The sequence below is a fragment of the Hydrogenophaga pseudoflava genome (assembly GCF_031020795.1).
Classification (GTDB): Bacteria; Pseudomonadota; Gammaproteobacteria; order Burkholderiales; family Burkholderiaceae_C; genus Hydrogenophaga; species Hydrogenophaga pseudoflava_A.
On the sequence record NZ_JAVHJP010000004.1, the window covers coordinates 214,438 to 233,341 of the forward strand.

Genomic DNA, 18,904 nt, shown 5'->3' on the forward strand with positions numbered 1-18,904 from the left:
GCGGCTCAGGGCTTCTTGTGGGCGATCTGCACGAAGATCTCGTTGGGCCGGACCATGCCCAGATCGTTGCGGGCCAGCTCCTCGACCATGCCCAGGCCTTCTTCAAGGTCGCGCACCTCGTTGGCGAGCCGCTCGTTGCGCTGTCGCGCTTCCTGGTTGACCGACTCCAGGGCGGCCAGTTCGGCCTTCATGCGCGAGACCTGGGGCACGCTGCCCCGGCCGAACCACAGCTGCGCGTGCAGCACGAGCAGCAGCGTGATCAGCAGGCCGGGGACGATGCGATGTGCCATGGAGCAGTATTGCTTGGTCTGGCGTCCGGAGGAGCCGCCGGTCCAGATTACTTCAGGTTGTAGAAGGCGGCGCGGCCAGGGTACACCGCCACGTCACCCAGGTCTTCCTCGATGCGCAGCAGCTGGTTGTACTTGGCCATGCGGTCCGAGCGCGAGAGCGAACCGGTCTTGATCTGGCCGGCGTTGGTGCCCACTGCAATGTCGGAGATCGTGCTGTCTTCGGTCTCGCCCGAGCGGTGCGAGATCACGGCGGTGTAGCCAGCGCGCTTGGCCATCTCGATGGCGGCGAAGGTCTCGGTCAGGGTGCCGATCTGGTTGATCTTGATCAGGATCGAGTTGGCGATGCCCTTGTCGATGCCTTCCTTGAGGATCTTGGTGTTGGTGACGTACAGGTCGTCGCCCACCAGCTGGACCTGCTTGCCCAGGCGCTCGGTCAGGTGCTTCCAGCCATCCCAGTCGCCTTCGGCCATGCCATCCTCGATGGACACGATGGGGTACTTGTCGCACCAGGTGGCCAGCATGTCGGTCCACTGCTCGGCGGTGAGGGCGATGCCACCTTCTCCTTCGAGCACGTACTTGCCGTCCTTGTAGAACTCGCTGGCGGCGCAGTCCAGGCCCAGGGCGATCTGGTCACCGGCGGTGTAGCCGGCCTTGTCGATGGCCTGCAGGATCAGCTGCAGCGCGGCTTCGTGGTTCTCGACCGAGGGGGCAAAGCCGCCTTCGTCGCCCACGGCGGTGCTGATGTGCTTGTCGTGCAGGATGGCCTTGAGGGCGTGGAACACCTCGGCGCCCCAGCGCAGGGCTTCGCGGAAGCTCGGTGCGCCCACGGGGATGATCATCAGCTCCTGCAGGTCGAGCGAGTTGTTGGCGTGCGCGCCGCCGTTGATGATGTTCATCATCGGCACCGGCATCTGCACCGCGCTCATGCCGCCGAAATAGCGGTAGAGCGGCAGGCCGGCCTCTTCGGCGGCGGCGCGGGCCACGGCCATGGACACGGCAAGCATGGCGTTGGCGCCCAGGCGGCCCTTGTTCTCGGTGCCGTCCAGGTCGATCAGGGTCTTGTCCAGGAAGGCCTGCTCGGAGGCGTCCAGGCCCAGCACGGCTTCGCTGATCTCGGTGTTGATGTTCTCGACCGCCTTGAGCACGCCCTTGCCCAGGTAGCGGCTCTTGTCGCCGTCGCGCAGCTCGATGGCTTCGCGCGAGCCGGTGGACGCGCCGGAGGGCACGGCCGCACGGCCCATCACGCCCGATTCCAGCAGCACGTCGCATTCGACGGTGGGGTTGCCGCGGCTGTCCAGGACTTCGCGGCCGACGATATCAACGATTGCACTCATGGTTTCTACCTTTGGAACAAGTCAAAAAAGAAATCGGGACGGGCGTTCAGACACCCTCAACGGCAAACATGCGGATCGAACCCGCGCCCTCGCGCAGCGAGCGCGCATGGGTGTAGGTTTGTGAGCGGTAGTAAGCCTGCGCGGTGGCGATGTCCTTGAACTTCAGCACCACGACCCGCTGCGGCTGCCAGTCGCCTTCCAGCGGCTCCACCCGGCCACCGCGCACCAGCACCTCGGCGCCGAACTCCTGCATGGCGCGCGTGCTCCACTCGCGGTAGACCTTCATCTGCTCTTCGTTGGTGACGGTCACGTCCGCAATGATGTACGCGCTCATTGGAAATCGTTCTCCAGCAACGGAGTTGTTTTGGTTACGGAATCGAGCGCGACCAGGGTTTCCAGCAGCGCCTTCATGCGGCCCAGCGGCACGGCGTTGGGACCGTCGGACCAGGCCTCGGCCGGCTTAGGGTGGGTTTCCATGAACAGGCCCGACACGCCCGCCGCCACACCCGCACGGGCCAGCACCGGCACCATCTCGCGGGCCCCGCCACTGACCGCGCCCAGCCCGCCGGGTTTCTGGACTGAGTGGGTCACGTCGAACACCACCGGCGCGCCGGACTTGCGCATCTCGGCCAGGCTGGTCATGTCGGCCACCAGGTTGTTGTAGCCGAAGCTCACGCCGCGTTCGCAGGCCAGGAATCGGTCTTCTGACAGGCCGGCTTCCTTCGCGGCGGCGCGGGCCTTGTCGATCACGTTCTTCATGTCCCAGGGCGCCAGGAACTGGCCCTTCTTGATGTTCACCGGCTTGCCCGACTGGGCCACGGCGCGGATGAAATCGGTCTGGCGGCACAGGAAGGCCGGGGTCTGCAGCACGTCGACCACGCTGGCCACTTCGGCCACCTGCGATTCGTCGTGCACGTCGGTCAGGATGGGCAGCTGCAACTGCCTGCGCACCTCGTCCAGGATCTTCAGGCCGGCGTCCAGGCCCACGCCGCGCTGGCTGGTGCCCGACGAGCGGTTGGCCTTGTCGAACGAGCCCTTGTAGATCAGCGGAATGCCGAGCGCCGTGCAGATCTCCTTGAGCTGGCCCGCGACGTCGAGCGACATCTGCAGGCCTTCGATGGAGCAGGTGCCGGCGATCAGGAAGAAGCGCTTGTCCAGTCCGACGTCGAATCCGCAGAGTTGCATGGCTGTGTTCCGATCAGGCCTTGGCGGCCTTCTGGTGCTCGACCGCCGCCTTGACGAAGGCGTTGAACAGCGGGTGGCCGGCCCAGGGGGTGGACTTGAACTCGGGGTGGAACTGCACGCCGATGAACCAGGGGTGCACGGCCTGCGGCAGTTCGACGATCTCGGTCAGCTGCTCGCGCTGGGTCAGCGCGGAGATCACCAGGCCGGCCTGGCGCAGCCGGTCAAGGTAGTTGACGTTGGCTTCGTAACGGTGGCGGTGGCGCTCGGTCACCACATCCCCATAGATGCTGTGCGCCAGCGTGCCCTTGGCCACGTCGGAGCTCTGTGCGCCCAGGCGCATGGTGCCGCCCAGGTCGGAGTTGGCGTCGCGCTTCTGGATGCTGCCGTCGGCGTCCTTCCATTCCTCGATCAGCGCGATCACCGGGTGCGGCGTCGCGGCATCGAACTCGGTGCTGTTGGCGTTCTCCAGGCCAGCCACGTGACGGGCGTACTCGATGGTGGCGACCTGCATGCCCAGGCAGATGCCCAGGTAGGGCACCTTGTGCTCGCGGGCGAAGCGGGCGGTGGCGATCTTGCCCTCCACGCCGCGCTGACCGAAGCCGCCGGGTACCAGGATGGCGTCGTACTGCGCCAGCTTGGCGTTCACGTCCGCGCCCTCCATGGTTTCGGAGTCGACATGGTCGATCTTCACGCGCACATGGTTGCGCATGCCCGCGTGGCGCAGGGCCTCGTTGACCGACTTGTAGCTGTCCGAGAGGTCGACGTACTTGCCGACCATGGCGATCTTCACCTCGCCTTGCGGGTGTTCGGTTTCGTAGACCAGGTCGTCCCAGCGCTTGAGGCTGGTGGGCGGTGTGTTCAGGCGCAGCTTGTCGCAGATCAGGCCGTCCAGGCCCTGCTCGTGCAGCATGCGCGGTACCTTGTAGATTGTGTCCACGTCCCACATGCTGATCACGCCCCACTCGGGCACGTTGGTGAACAGGGAGATCTTGGCGCGTTCGTCCTCGGGAATGCGGCGGTCGGCACGGCAGAGCAGGGCGTCGGCGGAGATGCCGATCTCGCGCAGCTTCTGCACCGTGTGCTGGGTCGGCTTGGTCTTGAGCTCGCCGGCCGCGGCGATCCACGGCAGGTAGGTCAGGTGCACGAAGGCCGAGTTGTTCGGGCCCATGCGCAGGCTCATCTGGCGCACGGCTTCGAGGAAGGGCAGGGACTCGATGTCACCCACCGTGCCGCCGATCTCGACGATGGCCACGTCGACCGCGTCGGGTGTGCCGATGCCGGCGCCGCGCTTGATAAATTCCTGGATTTCGTTGGTGACGTGCGGGATCACCTGCACCGTCTTGCCGAGGTAGTCGCCGCGGCGTTCCTTCTCCAGCACCGACTGGTAGATCTTGCCGGTGGTGAAGTTGTTGGTCTTCTTCATGCGCGTTTCGATGAAACGCTCATAGTGACCGAGGTCCAGGTCGGTTTCGGCGCCGTCGTCGGTGACGAACACTTCGCCGTGCTGGAAGGGCGACATGGTGCCCGGATCCACGTTGATGTACGGGTCGAGCTTGATGAGGGTGACTTTGAGGCCGCGCGATTCAAGGATCGCAGCCAGGGAAGCAGAAGCAATGCCCTTGCCGAGAGAGGACACCACACCGCCGGTGACGAACACGAATTTGGTCATGACTCGGGCGAGCCGGGCGCTCGCAGGAGGTGGAAATGCCGATTATAGGCGCCACCCCCTGTTCGCCCGGCTGTGCGGAGCGGTCGCGGCTCGGCCGGTCCGCGGGCTGTGATGGTCAGCGATTGCCGCGCACCCGCAGCAGGAAATTCCTCTCCAGCTTGCCGCCACCGCTGGCCTGCGCCGTCACGGTCACGAGGAAGTCCTCGTCCTGGCCGGAGCTGTTGTCGTAGCACTCGGGGAAGCCCTTGCAGGTCTGGGTGATGAGGCCGGTGGCGCTGTTGATGCGCAGGTTGGCCAGCAGGGCCGCGACCGCACTGCCCGAGGCGCTGACGCCATCGATCTTGAAGGTGTAGCTCAGGGTCTCGCCGGCCGGGGGCGTGGCCGAGGTGTCGATGGCCCAGCGGGACTGGGTGGCGGTGCTGCCCGCGTAGGCGGGATTGACCGGCCCGAAATCGGCTTCGTTGCCGGAGTAGAAGCTGCCGTCGGGCCGGATCTTGTCCAGCGGGTGGTAGCTGTCGCTGTCGGCAAACCAGACATTGGCCAGGGCCCCTCCCGTGGGCGCTTCGCCTTCCGGTCCGTCGGAACCTCCTCCACAGGCGGCCAGGGAGGCCAGGACAACGCTGGCGCTGAGAAGCATCGGGAGTCGGGTCATGTGCATGGCCAAAGGTGTGCTGGTGAGTGAAAAAACATCAGATGGCCGATTATGGATTCGCCCGGCCCGGGCTTGTTCGGGAACATTTCAAACTGCTACATTGCGGCCATGAGCGAACTCGCCGGCAAACACATTGTTCTGGGTCTTTCGGGCGGAATCGCCTGCTACAAGGCGGCCGAATTCTGCCGAGCCCTGATCAAGGCCGGCGCCACCGTCCAGGTGGTCATGACCGACGCGGCCACGCAGTTCATCACGCCGGTCACGATGCAGGCCCTGTCAGGCCGCACGGTATTCTCGTCGCAGTGGGACGACCGCCACGCGGCGGGTGTGGACAACAACATGCCCCACATCAACCTGAGCCGGGAAGCCGACGCGATCGTGGTGGCCCCCGCCAGCGCCGACTTCATGGCCAAGCTGCTGCACGGCCGTGCCGACGACCTGCTCAGCCTGATGTGCCTGGCGCGCCCGATCGATAAGGTGCCGCTCATCCTGGCGCCGGCCATGAACCGCGAGATGTGGGCCCACCCGGCCACGCAGCGCAACGTGGCCCAACTCAAGGCAGATGGCGCCACGGTGCTGGACGTGGGCGTGGGCGATCAGGCCTGTGGCGAGATTGGCGACGGGCGCATGCTCGAACCGGACGAACTGCTGTACGAGCTCGTCCGCTTCTTCACGCCCAAGCTGCTGGCCGGCCAGCAGGTGCTGGTCAGCGCCGGCCCGACCTTCGAGGCGATCGACCCGGTGCGTGGCCTGACCAACCTCTCCAGCGGCAAGATGGGCTTTGCCATCGCGAGGGCGGCGCACGAAGCGGGTGCGCACGTGACGCTGGTGGCCGGACCGGTGAGCCTGCCGACCCCCCGCGGCGTGGGGCGCATCAACGTCAAGTCCGCGCTGAACATGCAGAAGACGCTCAATGTGCTGAGCCAGAACGCCACCGTGTTCGTCTCGGCAGCGGCCGTGGCCGATTGGCGTCCGGTCGAGATGGCGGTGCAGAAGATCAAGAAAGACGGTTCCGGACAGGTGCCGACCCTGGGATTCGTCGAGAACCCCGACATCCTCGCCGGCATCGCCCAGACCACACGGGCACAGAGCCGGGCGCTGTACTGCGTGGGGTTTGCCGCCGAAAGCGAGGATCTGCTGGCCCATGCGCAGGCCAAGCGTGTTCGCAAGGGCGTGCCGCTGCTGGTGGGCAACATCGGCCCGGACACCTTCGGCCAGGACGACAACGCCCTGCTGCTGGTCGACGAGCAGGGCAGTGCCGAGCTGCCCCGGGCGTCCAAGCTGCAGCTGGCGCGCCAGCTGGTGGCAGAGATCGCACGGCGTCTGCCCAACCCCTCGCCACTGCCTTCGACCACCTGACTCTGTGGCACCGGTTGCCCGGTGCGGGCAAGCTCGTTATCATCGAATAAGCAATTGCTTATTCGATGATTTTTAGGAGACGCCCATGCCATTCCCCCTTCCGACACGACGGCCCTCGCGGCCAGGTGTTCCTTCCGACACTCTCAACGAGTCCCGGCGCCACTGGGTGCGGACCATTGCCGGCCTGGGCGCCGCCGGGGCGGGGCTGGCCCTGGTGCCCGAGGTCCGGCTGTTCGCCCAGCAGGTCCAGGAGTTCATCGAAGGCCTGCCGGTGCCCGACGTCAAACCCGAGCAACTGTCTCCCCACGTGTGGATGGTCTATGCAAAGGAAGGCTTTCCGACGCAGGAGAACCAGGGCCTGATGGCGAGTGTCGTCTTCGTGGTGACACGCAAGGGCGTGGTGGTACTGGACAGCGGTGCTTCGTTGCAGATCGGCCAGATGGCGATCCGCATGATCAGGACCGTCACCCCCAAGCCGGTGATCGCGGTCTTCAACAGCCACTACCACGGCGACCACTGGCTGGGCAACCACGCCTTCGCCGACGCCTATGGCAAGGACCTGCCCATCCATGCGCTGGCCTACACGCGCGAGCAGATCGCCGGTCAGGAAGGCAGCCTCTGGCGCAGCCTCATGGAGCGCTGGACCAATCAGGCGACGCTGGGCACCAAGGTGGTGGCGCCCAACCAGACCGTGGAGCACGGACAGGTGTTCGACTACGGCGACGTGCAGATCCGGTTGCACCACTACGGCCGGGCGCACACGCCGTCGGACCTGTGTTTCGAAGTCGTTCAGGACAAGCTGACCTACGTCGGCGACATCGCGATGGAGAACCGCATCGCCAACATCGACGACGGTTCCTACCCCGGCACCTTCAAGTACTACGACGCGCTCAAGAAGGCCGCGGGCGACCAGCTCTGGCTGCCGGGCCACGGCCGGGGCAGCAAGGGCCTGCTGGACACCTACGGCACCTTCATGAAGGGCATCTGGGAGCCCTGCGTGCAGGCGGTCAAGGAGGGCATTCCGCTGGACGGCGCCAAGGCGCTGGTGCTGAAGGACCCGCGGGTCGCCAGCCGTGCCAAGACCATGGCCGGCTTCGAGAGCAACATCGGCAAGTACACCAGCCTGGCGTATCTCGAAGCCGAGAAAGAAGCGTTCTAGAAAAATCGATCCGCCGCCGGGCCGCCCCAAGGCGGATCAACCCCCTCGGGGGGCAGCGACCCGCGCAGCGGCGGAGCGTGGGGGCGTCAGTTCTTCCACCAGGGGAGCAAGCGCTTCATGGCTGCGACTTCGCCCGGGTGGTCGGGCTGATAACCGGGCAGGGTCTGCAGCCGTTTCTGCCAGTCCGCGCCGCGCAGCAACCTCAGCAGGTTCTGCACCGGCGCTTGCTCCAGCGCCGATTTCAGGCACACCAGCAGGTAGCGCTCGTCGGTCAACGGCACAAAACCGAGTCCCTGGCTGCGCGCCGTGTACTCGGTGCCCAGACCCACGTCGGCGTCGCCGCTGGCCACAGCCTGGGCCACCGCCGCGTGGGAGCTTTCCTCCCGGTCGAAGCCTTTGAGGTCTGCGCTCGTCAGGCCGTCCTGCATCAACAGCTCCTCCAGCAACAGCCGGGTCCCGGTGCCGATGGCGCGGTTGACAAAGCGGGCGCTCTGTCGCGACACGTCCTTCAGGTCCCGCAGGCGCAGCGGGTTGCCGGGCGCCACCATCAACCCCTGCGAGCGGCGCGCAAAACCGACGATCTTGTGCGTGCCGGGCTTGAGCAGCGGGCGGTAGGTGCGGGCGCTGCGGCTGTCGGCGTCGGCAAACGGCTGGGTATGGAAGCCGGCCAGCAGACAGCGGCCTTCGTTGAGCGCGCGGATCGCGTCGACGCTGCCGGTGAAGCGGATGTCCAGGTGCACGCCGGGTTCGCTGCCCCCTTGCAAAGACGAAGCCAGCTCCTGCAATTCGGCCAGCGCGTGGTCGTGGCTGGCGTACAGCGTGAGCACCTCGCTCGGGCGCTGCGCGTCGTCGAAGGCCATGGCAAAGGCCCGCTCCAGCTCGGCGCGCAGGCTCTCCATTTGCGGTCCCAGCCGCGCCTGGGCCAGCCGCTCGGCCATCAGCAAGCGCTGGCCGAAGGGCGAGAGCAGGGCGGACTGACCGCGCTCCCAGACCAGCAGCTCGCGCCCGAGCTGCTGCTCCCACTCCTTGAGCTGGCCCCAGACATGGCGGTACGAGAGGCCCAGCTGCCGGGCTGCGGCGGAGATCGATCCCTGCTCGTGCACGGCGTGCAGCACGTCCATCATCGGGTTGCGCAGCAGCGCCGATCCTTGCCCACGCTCCGGGCGTTCGGCCATCAGCGAGTAGGACATCGCAATCCGTTTCATGGGCGTCGAGTGTGCCTCAGACCTCGCATATGCAAACGAGTGCCTATGTTGGATTGTTCATACCGAGTTGCCACGTACTCCCAAACCCGTAGCACGCGCTTATGCTGCGGCGCGACGTATGAACACCTTTTCCGACAGCGCGGTCACCGCGTTTGAACTCATTCTTTCCGGCGATGCCGGCCTCTGGGCCATCGTCGCCCGCTCGCTCGCCGTCAGCGCCACGGCCTGCCTGCTGGCCTGCGGCCTGGGCCTGCTGCTGGGCGCCTGGCTGGCGGTGGCGCGGTTTCCGGGCCGGCCGGTGGTGCTGACCTTGCTGAACACTTTCCTGGCCATCCCCTCGGTGGTGGTGGGGCTGGTGATCTACCTGCTGCTCTCGCGCTCCGGTCCGCTGGGTTTTCTCGGCTGGCTGTTCAGCTTCCAGGCCATGGTGCTGGCGCAGGCGATCCTGGTGCTGCCGCTGGTCACGGCGCTCACGCGCCAGGTGGTCGAGGACGCCGACCGCAGCCACGGCGAGCAGCTGTCCTCGCTGGGCGCGGGTCTGGGATTGCGCAGCCTGCTGATGGCCTGGGACGAGCGCTATGCGCTGCTGACGGTGCTGATCACCGCGTTCGGTCGCGCGGTGTCCGAGGTCGGCGCAGTCATGATCGTCGGCGGCAACATCGACGGTTTCACACGCGTCATGACCACCGCCATTGCGCTGGAGACCAGCAAGGGCGACCTGCCGCTGGCGCTCGGCCTGGGTATCGTGCTGCTGGCGGTGGTGCTGCTGCTCAATGCCCTGGTGGCGCTGCTGCGGCGCTGGCGCGAGCACCTGGACGGTGGCGACCTGCGGATGGCCACGACATGAGGGTCGATCTTCCCGCCAGCGGGGCCGTGCCCGACCGCGAGGCGGTTCAAGCCACAGTTCTGGACCTGCGCTCCGTGCACGTGAGCCTGGGCCCGGCCGCGCAGGTCGAGGCGCTGCGCGACATCACGCTGGCGATCCGGTCGGGCGAGCGTGTGGCCCTGGTCGGACCCAATGGCTGCGGCAAGAGCACGCTGCTGCGCGCGCTGCACGGCCTGCTGCCGATCGCGCAGGGCCGACGGGAGGTGCCGCAGGCCTCTCGCATCGCCATGCTGTTCCAGCGCCCGCACATGCTGCGCATGACGGTGCAGCGCAACCTGCAGCTGGGTCTGTGGCTCAGCGGTGTGGCCTGGGCGCAGACAAAAGCCCGTGCGCGGCAGGCGCTGGAGCGCGTGCAGCTGGCGGCGCTGTCGGAGCGCAACGGTCGTGCGCTCTCCGGCGGTCAGCAGCAGCGTGTGGCGCTGGCGCGGGCCTGGGCGCTGCAGCCCGATGTGTGGCTGCTGGACGAGCCCACAGCCAGCCTGGACCCGCACGCCAAGCGCGACGTTGAGGCGTTGATCGCCGATTTCTGCAACGAAACACCCGCGCCGGGTCGCCTGCCGCCCACGCTGGTGTTCGCCAGTCACAACCTCGGCCAGGTCAAGCGCCTGGCCAGCCGCGTGGTCTACCTCGAACAGGGTCGTGTGCGGGCCGACCTGCCGGTGCACGACTTTTTCAACCAGGACCTGCTGGAGCGGCTGTCTCCTCAGGCCAGCGCATTTGTCAAAGGAGAAACCACATGAAAAAGCAAATGAATCACCCCTGCCGCGCCCTCGTTCGCGCTGCCTCGTTCGTGGCGGCGATGCTGGTCGGCTCCGCCGCCTTCGCGCAGAGCAGCATCGTCGTCGCCTCCACCACGTCCACCGAGCAGTCGGGCCTGTTCGGCCACATCCTGCCGGCCTTCAGGCAGGCCAGCGGCGTCGACGTGAAGGTGGTGGCGCTGGGCACCGGTCAGGCCATTGACATGGCGCGCCGCGGTGACGCCGACGTGCTGTTCGTGCACGACAAGATCGCCGAAGAGAAGTTCGTGGCCGATGGCTTTTCGGCCAAACGCCTGGAGGTCATGTACAACGACTTCGTGCTGATCGGCCCCAAGGCCGACCCGGCCGGCACGAAGGGCAACGACATCGTGGCGGCGCTCAAGAAGATCGCCACCGCCAACGCCCCCTTCGTCTCGCGCGGCGACAAGAGCGGCACCCACGCGGCCGAACTGCGCTTCTGGAAGATGACGGACACCGATGCCAACAAGGGCAGCGGCTACAAGGAATGCGGCTGCGGCATGGGCCCGGCACTGAACATCGGCGCGAGCAGCGGCGCCTACGTGCTGGCCGACCGCGGCACCTGGCTCAACTTCAAGAACCGCGCCGACCTGGCGGTGCTGGTGGAGGGCGACAGGCGCCTGTTCAACCAGTACGGCGTGATGCTGGTGAGCGCCGCCAAGCACCCGCAGGTCAAGACGGCCGAGGGCCAGAAGTTCGTGGACTGGGTGACCGGTGCCGCCGGCCAGAAAGCGATTGCCGACTACAAGATCGGTGGCGAGCAGCTGTTCTTCCCGAACGCGAGCAAATAAGTCCCCCCCTGCGCCGCTTCGCGTCTTCCCCCCGGGGGGACGGCGCGAGTGGCCCGGCGAAGCCGGTTCCACCGCGCCCACTGGATCAGGCATCTCGCTCCGGAGCCGTGTTTGGCGCCCCTTTCTAGCGCACCATCGCCACGCCCTTGATCTGCGCGTAGACCGGCTGGCCTGGCGCCAGGCCCAGGCGCCGGGCCGACAGGCTGCTGATGCGCGAGAGCAGGGTGGCGCCATGGCCGTCTGCACCCAGGCGCAGGCGGACCACCACCTGGGCCGCGGCGTTCTCCGTCAGGCTGTCCACCACCGCCGGCAGCACGTTGAGCACGCTGGTCTGTGAGGGCATCACCTGCGACAGGCTCACGTCCCGCGCCTGGATGTGCAGCCGAGCGCGTGCGCCGTGGGCGGGCATGCCCCGGCGCGATTGCGGCAACAGCAGCTGCCCGCCGTCGATGTCGTAGACCGCGAGCTGGTCTGCCGGCGAGTAGCCGCTGCAACGACCCTGCAGTACGGAGACTGCAGTGTCGCCGAGCGCCAGCGGCAGGTCGCTGCGCGTGAGCATGTCGGCCAGCCGGCCGTCGGCCTGCACCTGGCCTTGTTCCAGCAGCACCACGTGGTCCGCCAGGCGGGCCACCTCGTCCAGCGAATGGGTCACGTAGACCACCGGCACGTCCAGCGCCTCATGCAGCTGCTCCAGCCAGGGCAGGATCTCGGCCTTGCGCGCCGCGTCCAGCGCGGCCAGCGGCTCGTCCATCAGCAGCAGTTGCGGGCTTGTGGCCAGCGCGCGCGCGATGGCCACGCGCTGGCGCTCGCCGCCCGAAAGCTCGTGCGGCCGGCGCTGCAGCAGGTGGCCGATGCCCAGCAGCTCCAGGCCATGGCGCCAGTCGTGCCGGCGCTGGGCGGCCGGCGTGCGGTCGAATCCGAAGCGCAGGTTGCCTTCGACCGTCAGGTGGTCGAACAGGCTGGCCTCCTGAAACACATAGCCCAGCGCGCGCCGGTGCGTGGGCAGGAACAGGCCGCGCGAGCTGTCCTGCCAGGCCTGGCCGTTCACCACCACCTGCCCGGTCGCCCGCCGTTCCAGCCCGGCGAGCACGCGCAGGCAACTGGTCTTGCCGCTCCCTGAGGGGCCGAACAGCGCGGTGACGCCGTGGCCCGGCAGGGCCAGCTGCACGTCCAGCGCGAAGTCGCCCCGGTCCAGCCGGGCGTTCAGGGTCAGTGTGGCTGGGCTCATGCGCGCACCTTCCGAACCTGCCGCGCGTTGAAGAACTGCAGCACCATCAGCACCGTGAACGCGAACACCAGCATCACCGCCGCCAGCCGGTGCGCATCGGCGTATTCCAGCGCCTCCACGTGGTCGAAGATCTGCACCGACACCACCCGCGTCACGCCCGGGATGTTGCCGCCCACCATCAGCACCACGCCGAACTCGCCCACCGTGTGCGCGAAGCTCATGATGCAACCCGTCACCAGACCCGGCCGGCACAGCGGCAGCACCACATGGAAGAAGCGGTCCAGCGGCGAAGCGCGCAGCGTGGCCGCCGCCTCCAGCGGCCGCTCGCCCAGCGCCTGCATGCTGTTCAGGATGGGCTGCACCATGAACGGCAGCGAATAGAACACCGAAGCCACCACCAGTCCTGCGAAGGTGAAGGGCAGGGTGGGCAGTCCCATGGACACCATCCAGGCGCCGACGGGCCCATTCGGCCCCAGCCCCACCAGCAGGTAGAAGCCCAGCACCGACGGCGGCAGCACCAGGGGCAGCGAGACCAGCGCCCCCACCGGCCGGGCCACCCAGGACCGCGACCGCGCCAGCCACCACGCCAGCGGCGTGCCCAGCAGCAACAGGATCAGCGTGGTCAGCGCCGCGACCTGGAAGGTCAGCCAGAGCGCCTGAAGATTGTCCGGAGTGAGGAACATGTCAGAGCTCGTAGCCGTAGCTGCGGATCAGGTCCTTGATGTTCGGGCTCTGCAGCAATTTGAGAAGGGCTTTGGCCGCCTCGTTGTTCGCTCCCCGCTTGAGCAGCACCGCGTCCTGCCGGATGGCTTCGTATTGGGATTGCGGAATCACCCACATCGACCCTTCCTTGAGTTGGCCGCCTTCGAGCACCTGCGACATTGCCACGAAGCCCACATCGGCGTTGCCGGTCTTCACGAAGTTGAAGGTCTGGCCGATGCTCTCGCCCTGCACCAGCCTGGACGCGATCGCATCCTTCATGGCCAGCTTGTCCAGCACCTGCAACGCGGCGGCGCCGTAGGGCGCGGTCTTGGGGTTGGCGTAGGCCACCTTGCCCAGGTCGGCCGCCTTGAGCACCGCGCCCTGGCCGTCCACGCGACCGGCCCTGGCCGACCACAGCACCAGCTTGCCGGTGGCATAGGTGAAGCGCGTGCCCGGCTGCGCCAGACCCTCCTTCTCCAGCAGCTCGGGCCGCTCGTTGTCGGCCGAGAGGAAGGCGTCGAACGGCGCGCCGTTCCTGATCTGCGTGTAGAACGCGCCCGACGCGCCGGTGGAGATCTTCAGCGTATGGCCGGTGGTCTTCTGCAGCACCGCGGCGATCGCCTTGATCGGATCGGCGAAGTTGGCGGCGACCGCCACCTGGGCTTCTGCGGCAACGGCAGCGGTGTGTGCGAACGCGACGCACAGCAGGACGGAGAGGGAAGAAAACAGCAGACGCATGGGGCACCTCGTGACACAGGGCAGCCGGCAAGGGAGGGGGTGGCCGTTATCCCAAAATGGAATAGCGAGTGTAGCGGGACATGGGCATGGTCCATCGAGCCCCAGGTGACGACGTGGCATGAAACAATCCTGCGATGCCCGCGACCGCTCCTCATGCTGCCCTCTCCGAAGCCCTTGGCCACGCCCCCGCCGACAAGCGCCTGGAAGTGCTGCGCCGCGTGGCGGAGACCGGCTCGATCTCGCAGGCCGCGCGTGACGCGGGCATCAGCTACAAGGCGGCCTGGCAGGCCATCGACACGCTGAGCAACCTCAGCGGCCAGACGCTGGTGGAGCGCACGGTGGGCGGCTCGGGCGGCGGCGGTGCGCGCATCACGCCGCAGGGTCTGCAGCTGCTGGCGCTGGCGGACGAGCTGATGCGCGCGCGCGAGGCGGTGCTCTCGCGGTTTTCAGGCGGCGCAGCCTTGCCGATGGGCCTGGGCCTGCGCACCAGCATGCGCAACCAGCTGCCGTGCCGCGTGGAAGCGGTGGAGCCGCTGGGGCCGCAGGACCCGGCGGTGCGGGTGCGGCTGCGTACGCCGGGGCGGGCGCTGCTGACCTCGAACATCACCCGCGAGAGCGCCGACCTGCTGGCGCTCGCCGCTGGACTGGAGGTGCTGGTGCTGTGCAAGGCCACGGCGGTGCGCGTCGTCCGCGGTGCCGTGGGCACAGGGCCCGGCCAGTGCGTGCTGCACGGGCGCATCGAGCGCCTGGCGCGCGGACAGGACCGCGACGAGGTGGTGCTGGCGCTGGAGGGGGGCGGCCAGTGGGTCGGCTTTGCCGACCACCCGTTTGCGGCGCGCAGGGGCCAGCGTGCGACGGCCGCCATGTCTTCGAGTGCACTGGTGGTGGGGCTCGCGGGCTGACGCGCCCGCCGCCTTTGGCAGCGGCGTTCATATGAACAGGCGTGCCGTGGCAGCCTGGCGCAGTGTTCACGGGCCTGGACCCGAATGGCGCAACCCTGCGTTTTGTGTTGTCAAAAAAAAGAGCATTCGTCTCAGATTGAGTCGCTCCACGGTGGTGGCACGGATGTTGTGGACAGAAGCGTCAGCCGCAACGGCTTCTTTCCCTTTCCACCCTTTCAGAGGACGACACATGATCTACGCAGCTCCCGGCGCCGCAGGCGCCAAGATCACCTACAAATCCCAGTACGACAACTTCATCGGTGGCAAGTGGACGCCTCCGGTCAAGGGCGAGTACTTCGAGGTCATCACGCCCACCACGGGCAAGCCTTACACCATGGTGGCGCGCTCCACGGCGGAAGACATCGAGCTGGCGCTGGACGCCGCCCACGCCGCCGCCGACAAGTGGGGCAAGACCGACGCCGCCACGCGCAGCAACATCCTGCTGAAGATTGCCGACCGCCTGGAAGCCAACCTCGAGCTGCTCGCCTACGCCGAGACCATTGACAACGGCAAGCCGATCCGCGAAACGCTGAACGCCGACATCCCGCTGTCCATCGACCACTTCCGCTATTTCGCCGGTGCCCTGCGTGCGCAGGAAGGTGGCATCAGCGAGATCGACGAGAACACCATGGCGTACCACATCCACGAGCCGCTGGGTGTGGTGGGCCAGATCATTCCCTGGAACTTCCCGATCCTGATGGCCGCCTGGAAGCTGGCCCCTGCCCTGGGCGCCGGCAACTGCGTGGTGCTCAAGCCCGCCGAGAACACGCCCATCTCCATCCTGATCCTGGCCGAGCTGATCGCCGACCTGCTGCCCCCGGGCGTGCTCAACATCGTCAACGGCTACGGCCGTGAAGCCGGCATGCCGCTGGCCACCAGCAAGCGCATCGCCAAGATCGCCTTCACCGGCTCCACCACCACCGGCCGCGTGATCGCGCAGGCCGCCGCCAACAACCTGATCCCCGCGACGCTGGAACTGGGCGGCAAGTCGCCCAACATCTTCTTCGCCGACGTGATGGACAAGGACGACTCGTTCCTGGACAAGGCGATCGAAGGCCTGGTGCTGTTCGCGTTCAACCAGGGCGAGGTCTGCACCTGCCCGAGCCGCGCGCTGATCCAGGAAAGCATCTACGACAAGTTCATGGAGCGCGTGCTCAAGCGCGTGGCCGCCATCAAGCAGGGCGACCCGCTGGACACCGACACCATGATGGGTGCGCAGGCGTCCAAGGAACAGCTGACCAAGATCCTGTCCTACCTGGACCTGGGCAAGCAGGAAGGTGCCGAGGTGCTGTGCGGCGGTTCGCAGGCGCAACTCTCCGGTGACCTCGGCGGCGGCTACTACGTGCAGCCCACGCTGTTCAAAGGCCACAACAAGATGCGCATCTTCCAGGAGGAGATCTTCGGCCCCGTGCTGGCCGTGACCACCTTCAAGGACGAAGCCGAGGCCCTGGCCATCGCCAACGACACGCTGTACGGCCTGGGCGCCGGCGTGTGGAGCCGCAACGGCAACGTGGCCTACCGCATGGGCCGAGCCATCAAGGCCGGCCGCGTGTGGACCAACTGCTACCACGCCTACCCGGCGCACGCTGCTTTCGGCGGCTACAAGGAGTCGGGCATCGGCCGCGAGACCCACAAGATGATGCTGGACCACTACCAGCAGACCAAGAACCTGCTGGTGTCCTACTCGGAAAACAAGCTCGGCTTCTTCTGATGGTCGACAAAGTGGTGGCCACCCCGGCCGCCCTGGAACTCATAGCGTTCCTCAAGGGCAAGCACGGGGATGGCCTCATGTTCCACCAGAGCGGCGGCTGCTGTGACAACAGTGCCGCCAACTGCTACCTGCTGGGCGAGATCACCATGGGCCAGGGCGACGTGTTCCTGGGCACCATCGGCGGCTGCGAGTTCTACATGAGCAAGTCGCAGTACGCCACCTGGCGCCACACCCAGCTCATCATCGACGTGATCGAAGGTCACGGCGGCACCTTCTCGCTGGAGGGGCCGGAGGGCAAGGCCTTCCACACCCGTTCGCGGGTGTTCACGCCTGAAGAAATGGCCGAGATCGAGGCCGAAGAGGCGCGCCAGGCCAGGTGAGTGTTCTCCGGCGGCATCCGCCCTGTCAGGGGTTTTCCTGAACGAAGCGCATGCCGCTGTGCATGAGCACCTCCCGGTGGTTCTCCTGCACCGCCTGCACCGTGTCGCCTCGACCGCGTCCCAGGCCCCGGACGATGGCCTGGCGGTCGTCCACCGGCGCCAGCGCCACGCGGGTGCTGTCCGTACCGGCGTCGACCTCGACCAGCAGCAGGCCAGCCTCCTCGAACAGGCGAACCGACTTGAACTGCCCGGCGATAAAGGGGTCGTCGCCCGCGTAACGGTAGAGGCCCATGCGTTGGCGCCAGCTGTCCGCGATGGGCACCGGGTCCAGCCGGGTGCCCAGCAGCGTGAAGCGGCCCTTGCGGCGCACCAGCAGCCAGGTCTGCCGGTCCGGGGTGTCGTGCCGCGTGAAGGCGATCTCCCCCAGCCGGCCGAGGTTCACCGGAAACAGACCCAGCAGCCGGTACCGCAGGCGGGCGTAGCCGTCCTGGTCGCTCACGAGGTCCAGCCGCTTGTCTTTGGATGAGGCGCTGGTCTTGGCACCGTCTGCCTGAATGTGGACCAGGCCCAGCGGTGTGTCGTAGCGACCGGCGAGGCGGCTCAGCGCCACCGGCGGATGGTGCTCGTCCCGGCCCTGCATGAGCGGGCGCACCGGGTCAATGCCGGTCTTGGCCATGGCCATCAAGGCCATGGCCTTGAGGGCGGTTTCCTGGGCGAGTTCGCCCGCTACGACCGCGCTGGACATCACCGCAACGGCCAGCTTCAGCTGGGGCAGCAGCATCAGCTGGGCATGGTGGTGGGGTGTGCCGCCGGCGTGCCACAGCAGGGGGCCGACACCGTCCAGTTCTTCGGTCAGCACATGCCAGCCCAGTCCCACGCTGGCCTGGTCGCCCAGCAGCGGGTGGGAGGGGGCGCTCTGCATGGCAGCGACCGAGGTGGGGGTGAGGATCTGGTGGCCGGTGAGGCGCCCGTCGGAAAACCACAGGCGCGCGAGTTGCAGCAGATCGGTCACGGTAGTGTTCAGCCCTCCGGCCGGTGTGTCGCGCAGCCCGGGTTCGGTCTCGGCCTTGCCTTTGATGTCGAGTGCTGCCGCGGCGTGCGTGCCCGTGGGCGGCGCGACGGAAAAGCTGGAGTCCGCCATGCCCATGGGCTCCAGCAGCTGGGCCTGCATCCAGCGGGCGAAAGGTTCGCCGGTGAGGTGTTCGATGGCGGCGCCCAGCAGCGAAAAACCCAGGTTGCAGTAGGACTGGACTTCGCCGGGCGGAAACGCCAGATGCTCCTCGTGCAGCGCCAGCACCAGGTCCGACAGCGACTCGGGTGCGTCGGTCCACATGCCCTCCACGCGGTCCGACGGCAGGCCCGAGCGGTGCTGCAGGATCTGGCGCACGGTCACCTGGCGGGCGCCTGTGAAACGGCTGCGGATGCGGAACGCCGGCAGCGCGTCGCTCAAGGGGGCGTCCAGATTCAGGCGTCCCTGTTCGGCCAGCTGCATGACGGCCATGGTGGTGAACACCTTGGAGATCGAGCCGGCGCGGTAGCGGGTGCGTGCGGTTGCGGGCAGTGGACTGGACGGGTCGGCCAGACCGTAGCCGGCCGACCAGGCCAGTTGCTGGCCGTCGAGCACGGCCACGCTCAGGTTGGCCGATGCGTGGCGGCGCAACTGCTGCTGCACCCAGGCGTCGAGCTGGCCCAGCGCTGCGGCGGTGTCGCCCTGGCGGATGGGCGGTACGGGCGCCCTGCGCGAGGCGCAGCCGGGCAGGGCGGCGGCGCCCAGGGCGATGGCCAGGCCCTTGAGGGCGGTGCGGCGTGGTGGAACGGTCATGGTGTGCGGGCTCCCTGAGTTGGCAATGCGCGCAGCCTAGCGGCCCAGCCTTTAGCGAAGCCAAAGCTTGGCTCGC

At 67.5% G+C, this 18,904-nt stretch carries 19 protein-coding genes; 8 read left to right on the plus strand and 11 right to left on the minus strand.

Annotated elements, in window-relative coordinates:
• Positions 1-5 precede the first annotated feature (5 nt).
• From RCO38_RS14530 to RCO38_RS14555, 6 genes are all read right to left on the minus strand, one after another.
• Positions 6-290, minus strand: a complete 285-nt coding sequence (locus RCO38_RS14530) for a septum formation initiator family protein (protein ID WP_308329058.1) — start codon at positions 288-290, stop codon at positions 6-8.
• A gap of 47 nt (positions 291-337) precedes the next feature.
• Complete coding sequence (gene eno / locus RCO38_RS14535; protein WP_308329059.1) at positions 338-1,624, minus strand: phosphopyruvate hydratase; 1,287 nt, start codon at positions 1,622-1,624, stop codon at positions 338-340.
• A 46-nt stretch (positions 1,625-1,670) separates the two neighbouring features.
• Positions 1,671-1,958 carry a DUF1330 domain-containing protein gene (locus RCO38_RS14540; RefSeq protein ID WP_308329060.1) on the minus strand — a complete coding sequence of 96 codons (288 nt, stop codon included), beginning with the start codon at positions 1,956-1,958 and terminating at the stop codon, positions 1,671-1,673.
• Positions 1,955-2,809: a 3-deoxy-8-phosphooctulonate synthase gene (kdsA, locus tag RCO38_RS14545; RefSeq protein WP_308329061.1), complete on the minus strand. Its 855-nt coding sequence runs from the start codon at positions 2,807-2,809 to the stop codon at positions 1,955-1,957. Before kdsA ends, RCO38_RS14540 begins: the two co-directional genes overlap by 4 nt.
• 13 nt (positions 2,810-2,822) lie before the next feature.
• Positions 2,823-4,478 carry a CTP synthase gene (locus tag RCO38_RS14550; protein WP_308329062.1) on the minus strand — a complete coding sequence of 552 codons (1,656 nt, stop codon included), beginning with the start codon at positions 4,476-4,478 and terminating at the stop codon, positions 2,823-2,825.
• Positions 4,479-4,593: 115 nt separating this feature from the next.
• Positions 4,594-5,130 (minus strand): hypothetical protein, encoded by a 537-nt coding sequence (locus RCO38_RS14555; RefSeq protein ID WP_308329063.1) that lies wholly within the window; start codon positions 5,128-5,130, stop codon positions 4,594-4,596.
• A gap of 108 nt (positions 5,131-5,238) precedes the next feature.
• On the opposite strand from RCO38_RS14555, the gene coaBC reads away from it, so the two are divergent.
• Together coaBC and RCO38_RS14565 are read left to right on the plus strand one after the other, a co-directional pair.
• Positions 5,239-6,489, plus strand: coding sequence for a bifunctional phosphopantothenoylcysteine decarboxylase/phosphopantothenate--cysteine ligase CoaBC (gene coaBC, locus RCO38_RS14560; RefSeq protein ID WP_308329064.1), 1,251 nt, complete (start codon positions 5,239-5,241; stop codon positions 6,487-6,489).
• Positions 6,490-6,574: 85 nt separating this feature from the next.
• Positions 6,575-7,648 carry an MBL fold metallo-hydrolase gene (locus tag RCO38_RS14565; protein ID WP_308329065.1) on the plus strand — a complete coding sequence of 358 codons (1,074 nt, stop codon included), beginning with the start codon at positions 6,575-6,577 and terminating at the stop codon, positions 7,646-7,648.
• Positions 7,649-7,734: 86 nt separating this feature from the next.
• Here RCO38_RS14565 and RCO38_RS14570 read toward each other — a convergent pair whose 3' ends face one another.
• Entirely contained in the window at positions 7,735-8,853 is a 1,119-nt protein-coding gene (locus RCO38_RS14570) for a substrate-binding domain-containing protein (RefSeq protein WP_308329066.1), read from the minus strand.
• A 118-nt stretch (positions 8,854-8,971) separates the two neighbouring features.
• Here RCO38_RS14570 and RCO38_RS14575 point away from each other — a divergent pair, with 118 nt between their 5' ends.
• From RCO38_RS14575 to RCO38_RS14585, 3 genes are read left to right on the plus strand one after another with little or no spacing between them, the layout of a single operon-like run.
• Positions 8,972-9,700 (plus strand): ABC transporter permease, encoded by a 729-nt coding sequence (locus RCO38_RS14575; RefSeq protein ID WP_308329067.1) that lies wholly within the window; start codon positions 8,972-8,974, stop codon positions 9,698-9,700.
• Positions 9,697-10,479, plus strand: a complete 783-nt coding sequence (locus RCO38_RS14580) for an ABC transporter ATP-binding protein (protein WP_308329068.1) — start codon at positions 9,697-9,699, stop codon at positions 10,477-10,479. Before RCO38_RS14575 ends, RCO38_RS14580 begins: the two co-directional genes overlap by 4 nt.
• A 59-nt stretch (positions 10,480-10,538) precedes the next feature.
• On the plus strand, positions 10,539-11,306 hold the full coding sequence (locus RCO38_RS14585) for an extracellular solute-binding protein (RefSeq protein WP_308329384.1): 768 nt from the start codon (positions 10,539-10,541) through the stop codon (positions 11,304-11,306).
• Positions 11,307-11,430: 124 nt separating this feature from the next.
• On the opposite strand, the gene modC is transcribed toward RCO38_RS14585, so the two are convergent.
• Genes modC through modA form a run of 3 tightly spaced genes read right to left on the minus strand, consistent with a single transcriptional unit; the run spans position 11,431 to position 13,974 of the window.
• Complete coding sequence (gene modC / locus RCO38_RS14590; protein ID WP_308329069.1) at positions 11,431-12,534, minus strand: molybdenum ABC transporter ATP-binding protein; 1,104 nt, start codon at positions 12,532-12,534, stop codon at positions 11,431-11,433.
• Complete coding sequence (gene modB, locus RCO38_RS14595) at positions 12,531-13,217, minus strand: molybdate ABC transporter permease subunit (RefSeq protein WP_308329070.1); 687 nt, start codon at positions 13,215-13,217, stop codon at positions 12,531-12,533. The genes modC and modB overlap by 4 nt, the downstream gene beginning before the upstream one ends.
• 1 nt (position 13,218) lies before the next feature.
• Positions 13,219-13,974: a molybdate ABC transporter substrate-binding protein gene (gene modA, locus RCO38_RS14600; protein WP_308329071.1), complete on the minus strand. Its 756-nt coding sequence runs from the start codon at positions 13,972-13,974 to the stop codon at positions 13,219-13,221.
• Positions 13,975-14,108: 134 nt separating this feature from the next.
• On the opposite strand from modA, the gene RCO38_RS14605 reads away from it, so the two are divergent.
• The 3 genes from RCO38_RS14605 (at position 14,109) to RCO38_RS14615 (ending at position 17,006) form a co-directional block, all read left to right on the plus strand.
• The gene (locus tag RCO38_RS14605; RefSeq protein WP_308329072.1) at positions 14,109-14,876 is read left to right on the plus strand and encodes a TOBE domain-containing protein; all 768 of its coding nucleotides are present in this window, start codon (positions 14,109-14,111) and stop codon (positions 14,874-14,876) included.
• A 229-nt stretch (positions 14,877-15,105) separates the two neighbouring features.
• Positions 15,106-16,626, plus strand: a complete 1,521-nt coding sequence (gene adh, locus RCO38_RS14610) for an aldehyde dehydrogenase (protein WP_308329073.1) — start codon at positions 15,106-15,108, stop codon at positions 16,624-16,626.
• Entirely contained in the window at positions 16,626-17,006 is a 381-nt protein-coding gene (locus RCO38_RS14615) for a DUF779 domain-containing protein (RefSeq protein WP_308329074.1), read from the plus strand. The genes adh and RCO38_RS14615 overlap by 1 nt, the downstream gene beginning before the upstream one ends.
• A 25-nt stretch (positions 17,007-17,031) precedes the next feature.
• Here RCO38_RS14615 and RCO38_RS14620 read toward each other — a convergent pair whose 3' ends face one another.
• The gene (locus tag RCO38_RS14620) at positions 17,032-18,828 is read right to left on the minus strand and encodes a serine hydrolase domain-containing protein (RefSeq protein WP_308329075.1); all 1,797 of its coding nucleotides are present in this window, start codon (positions 18,826-18,828) and stop codon (positions 17,032-17,034) included.
• Positions 18,829-18,904 lie beyond the last annotated feature (76 nt).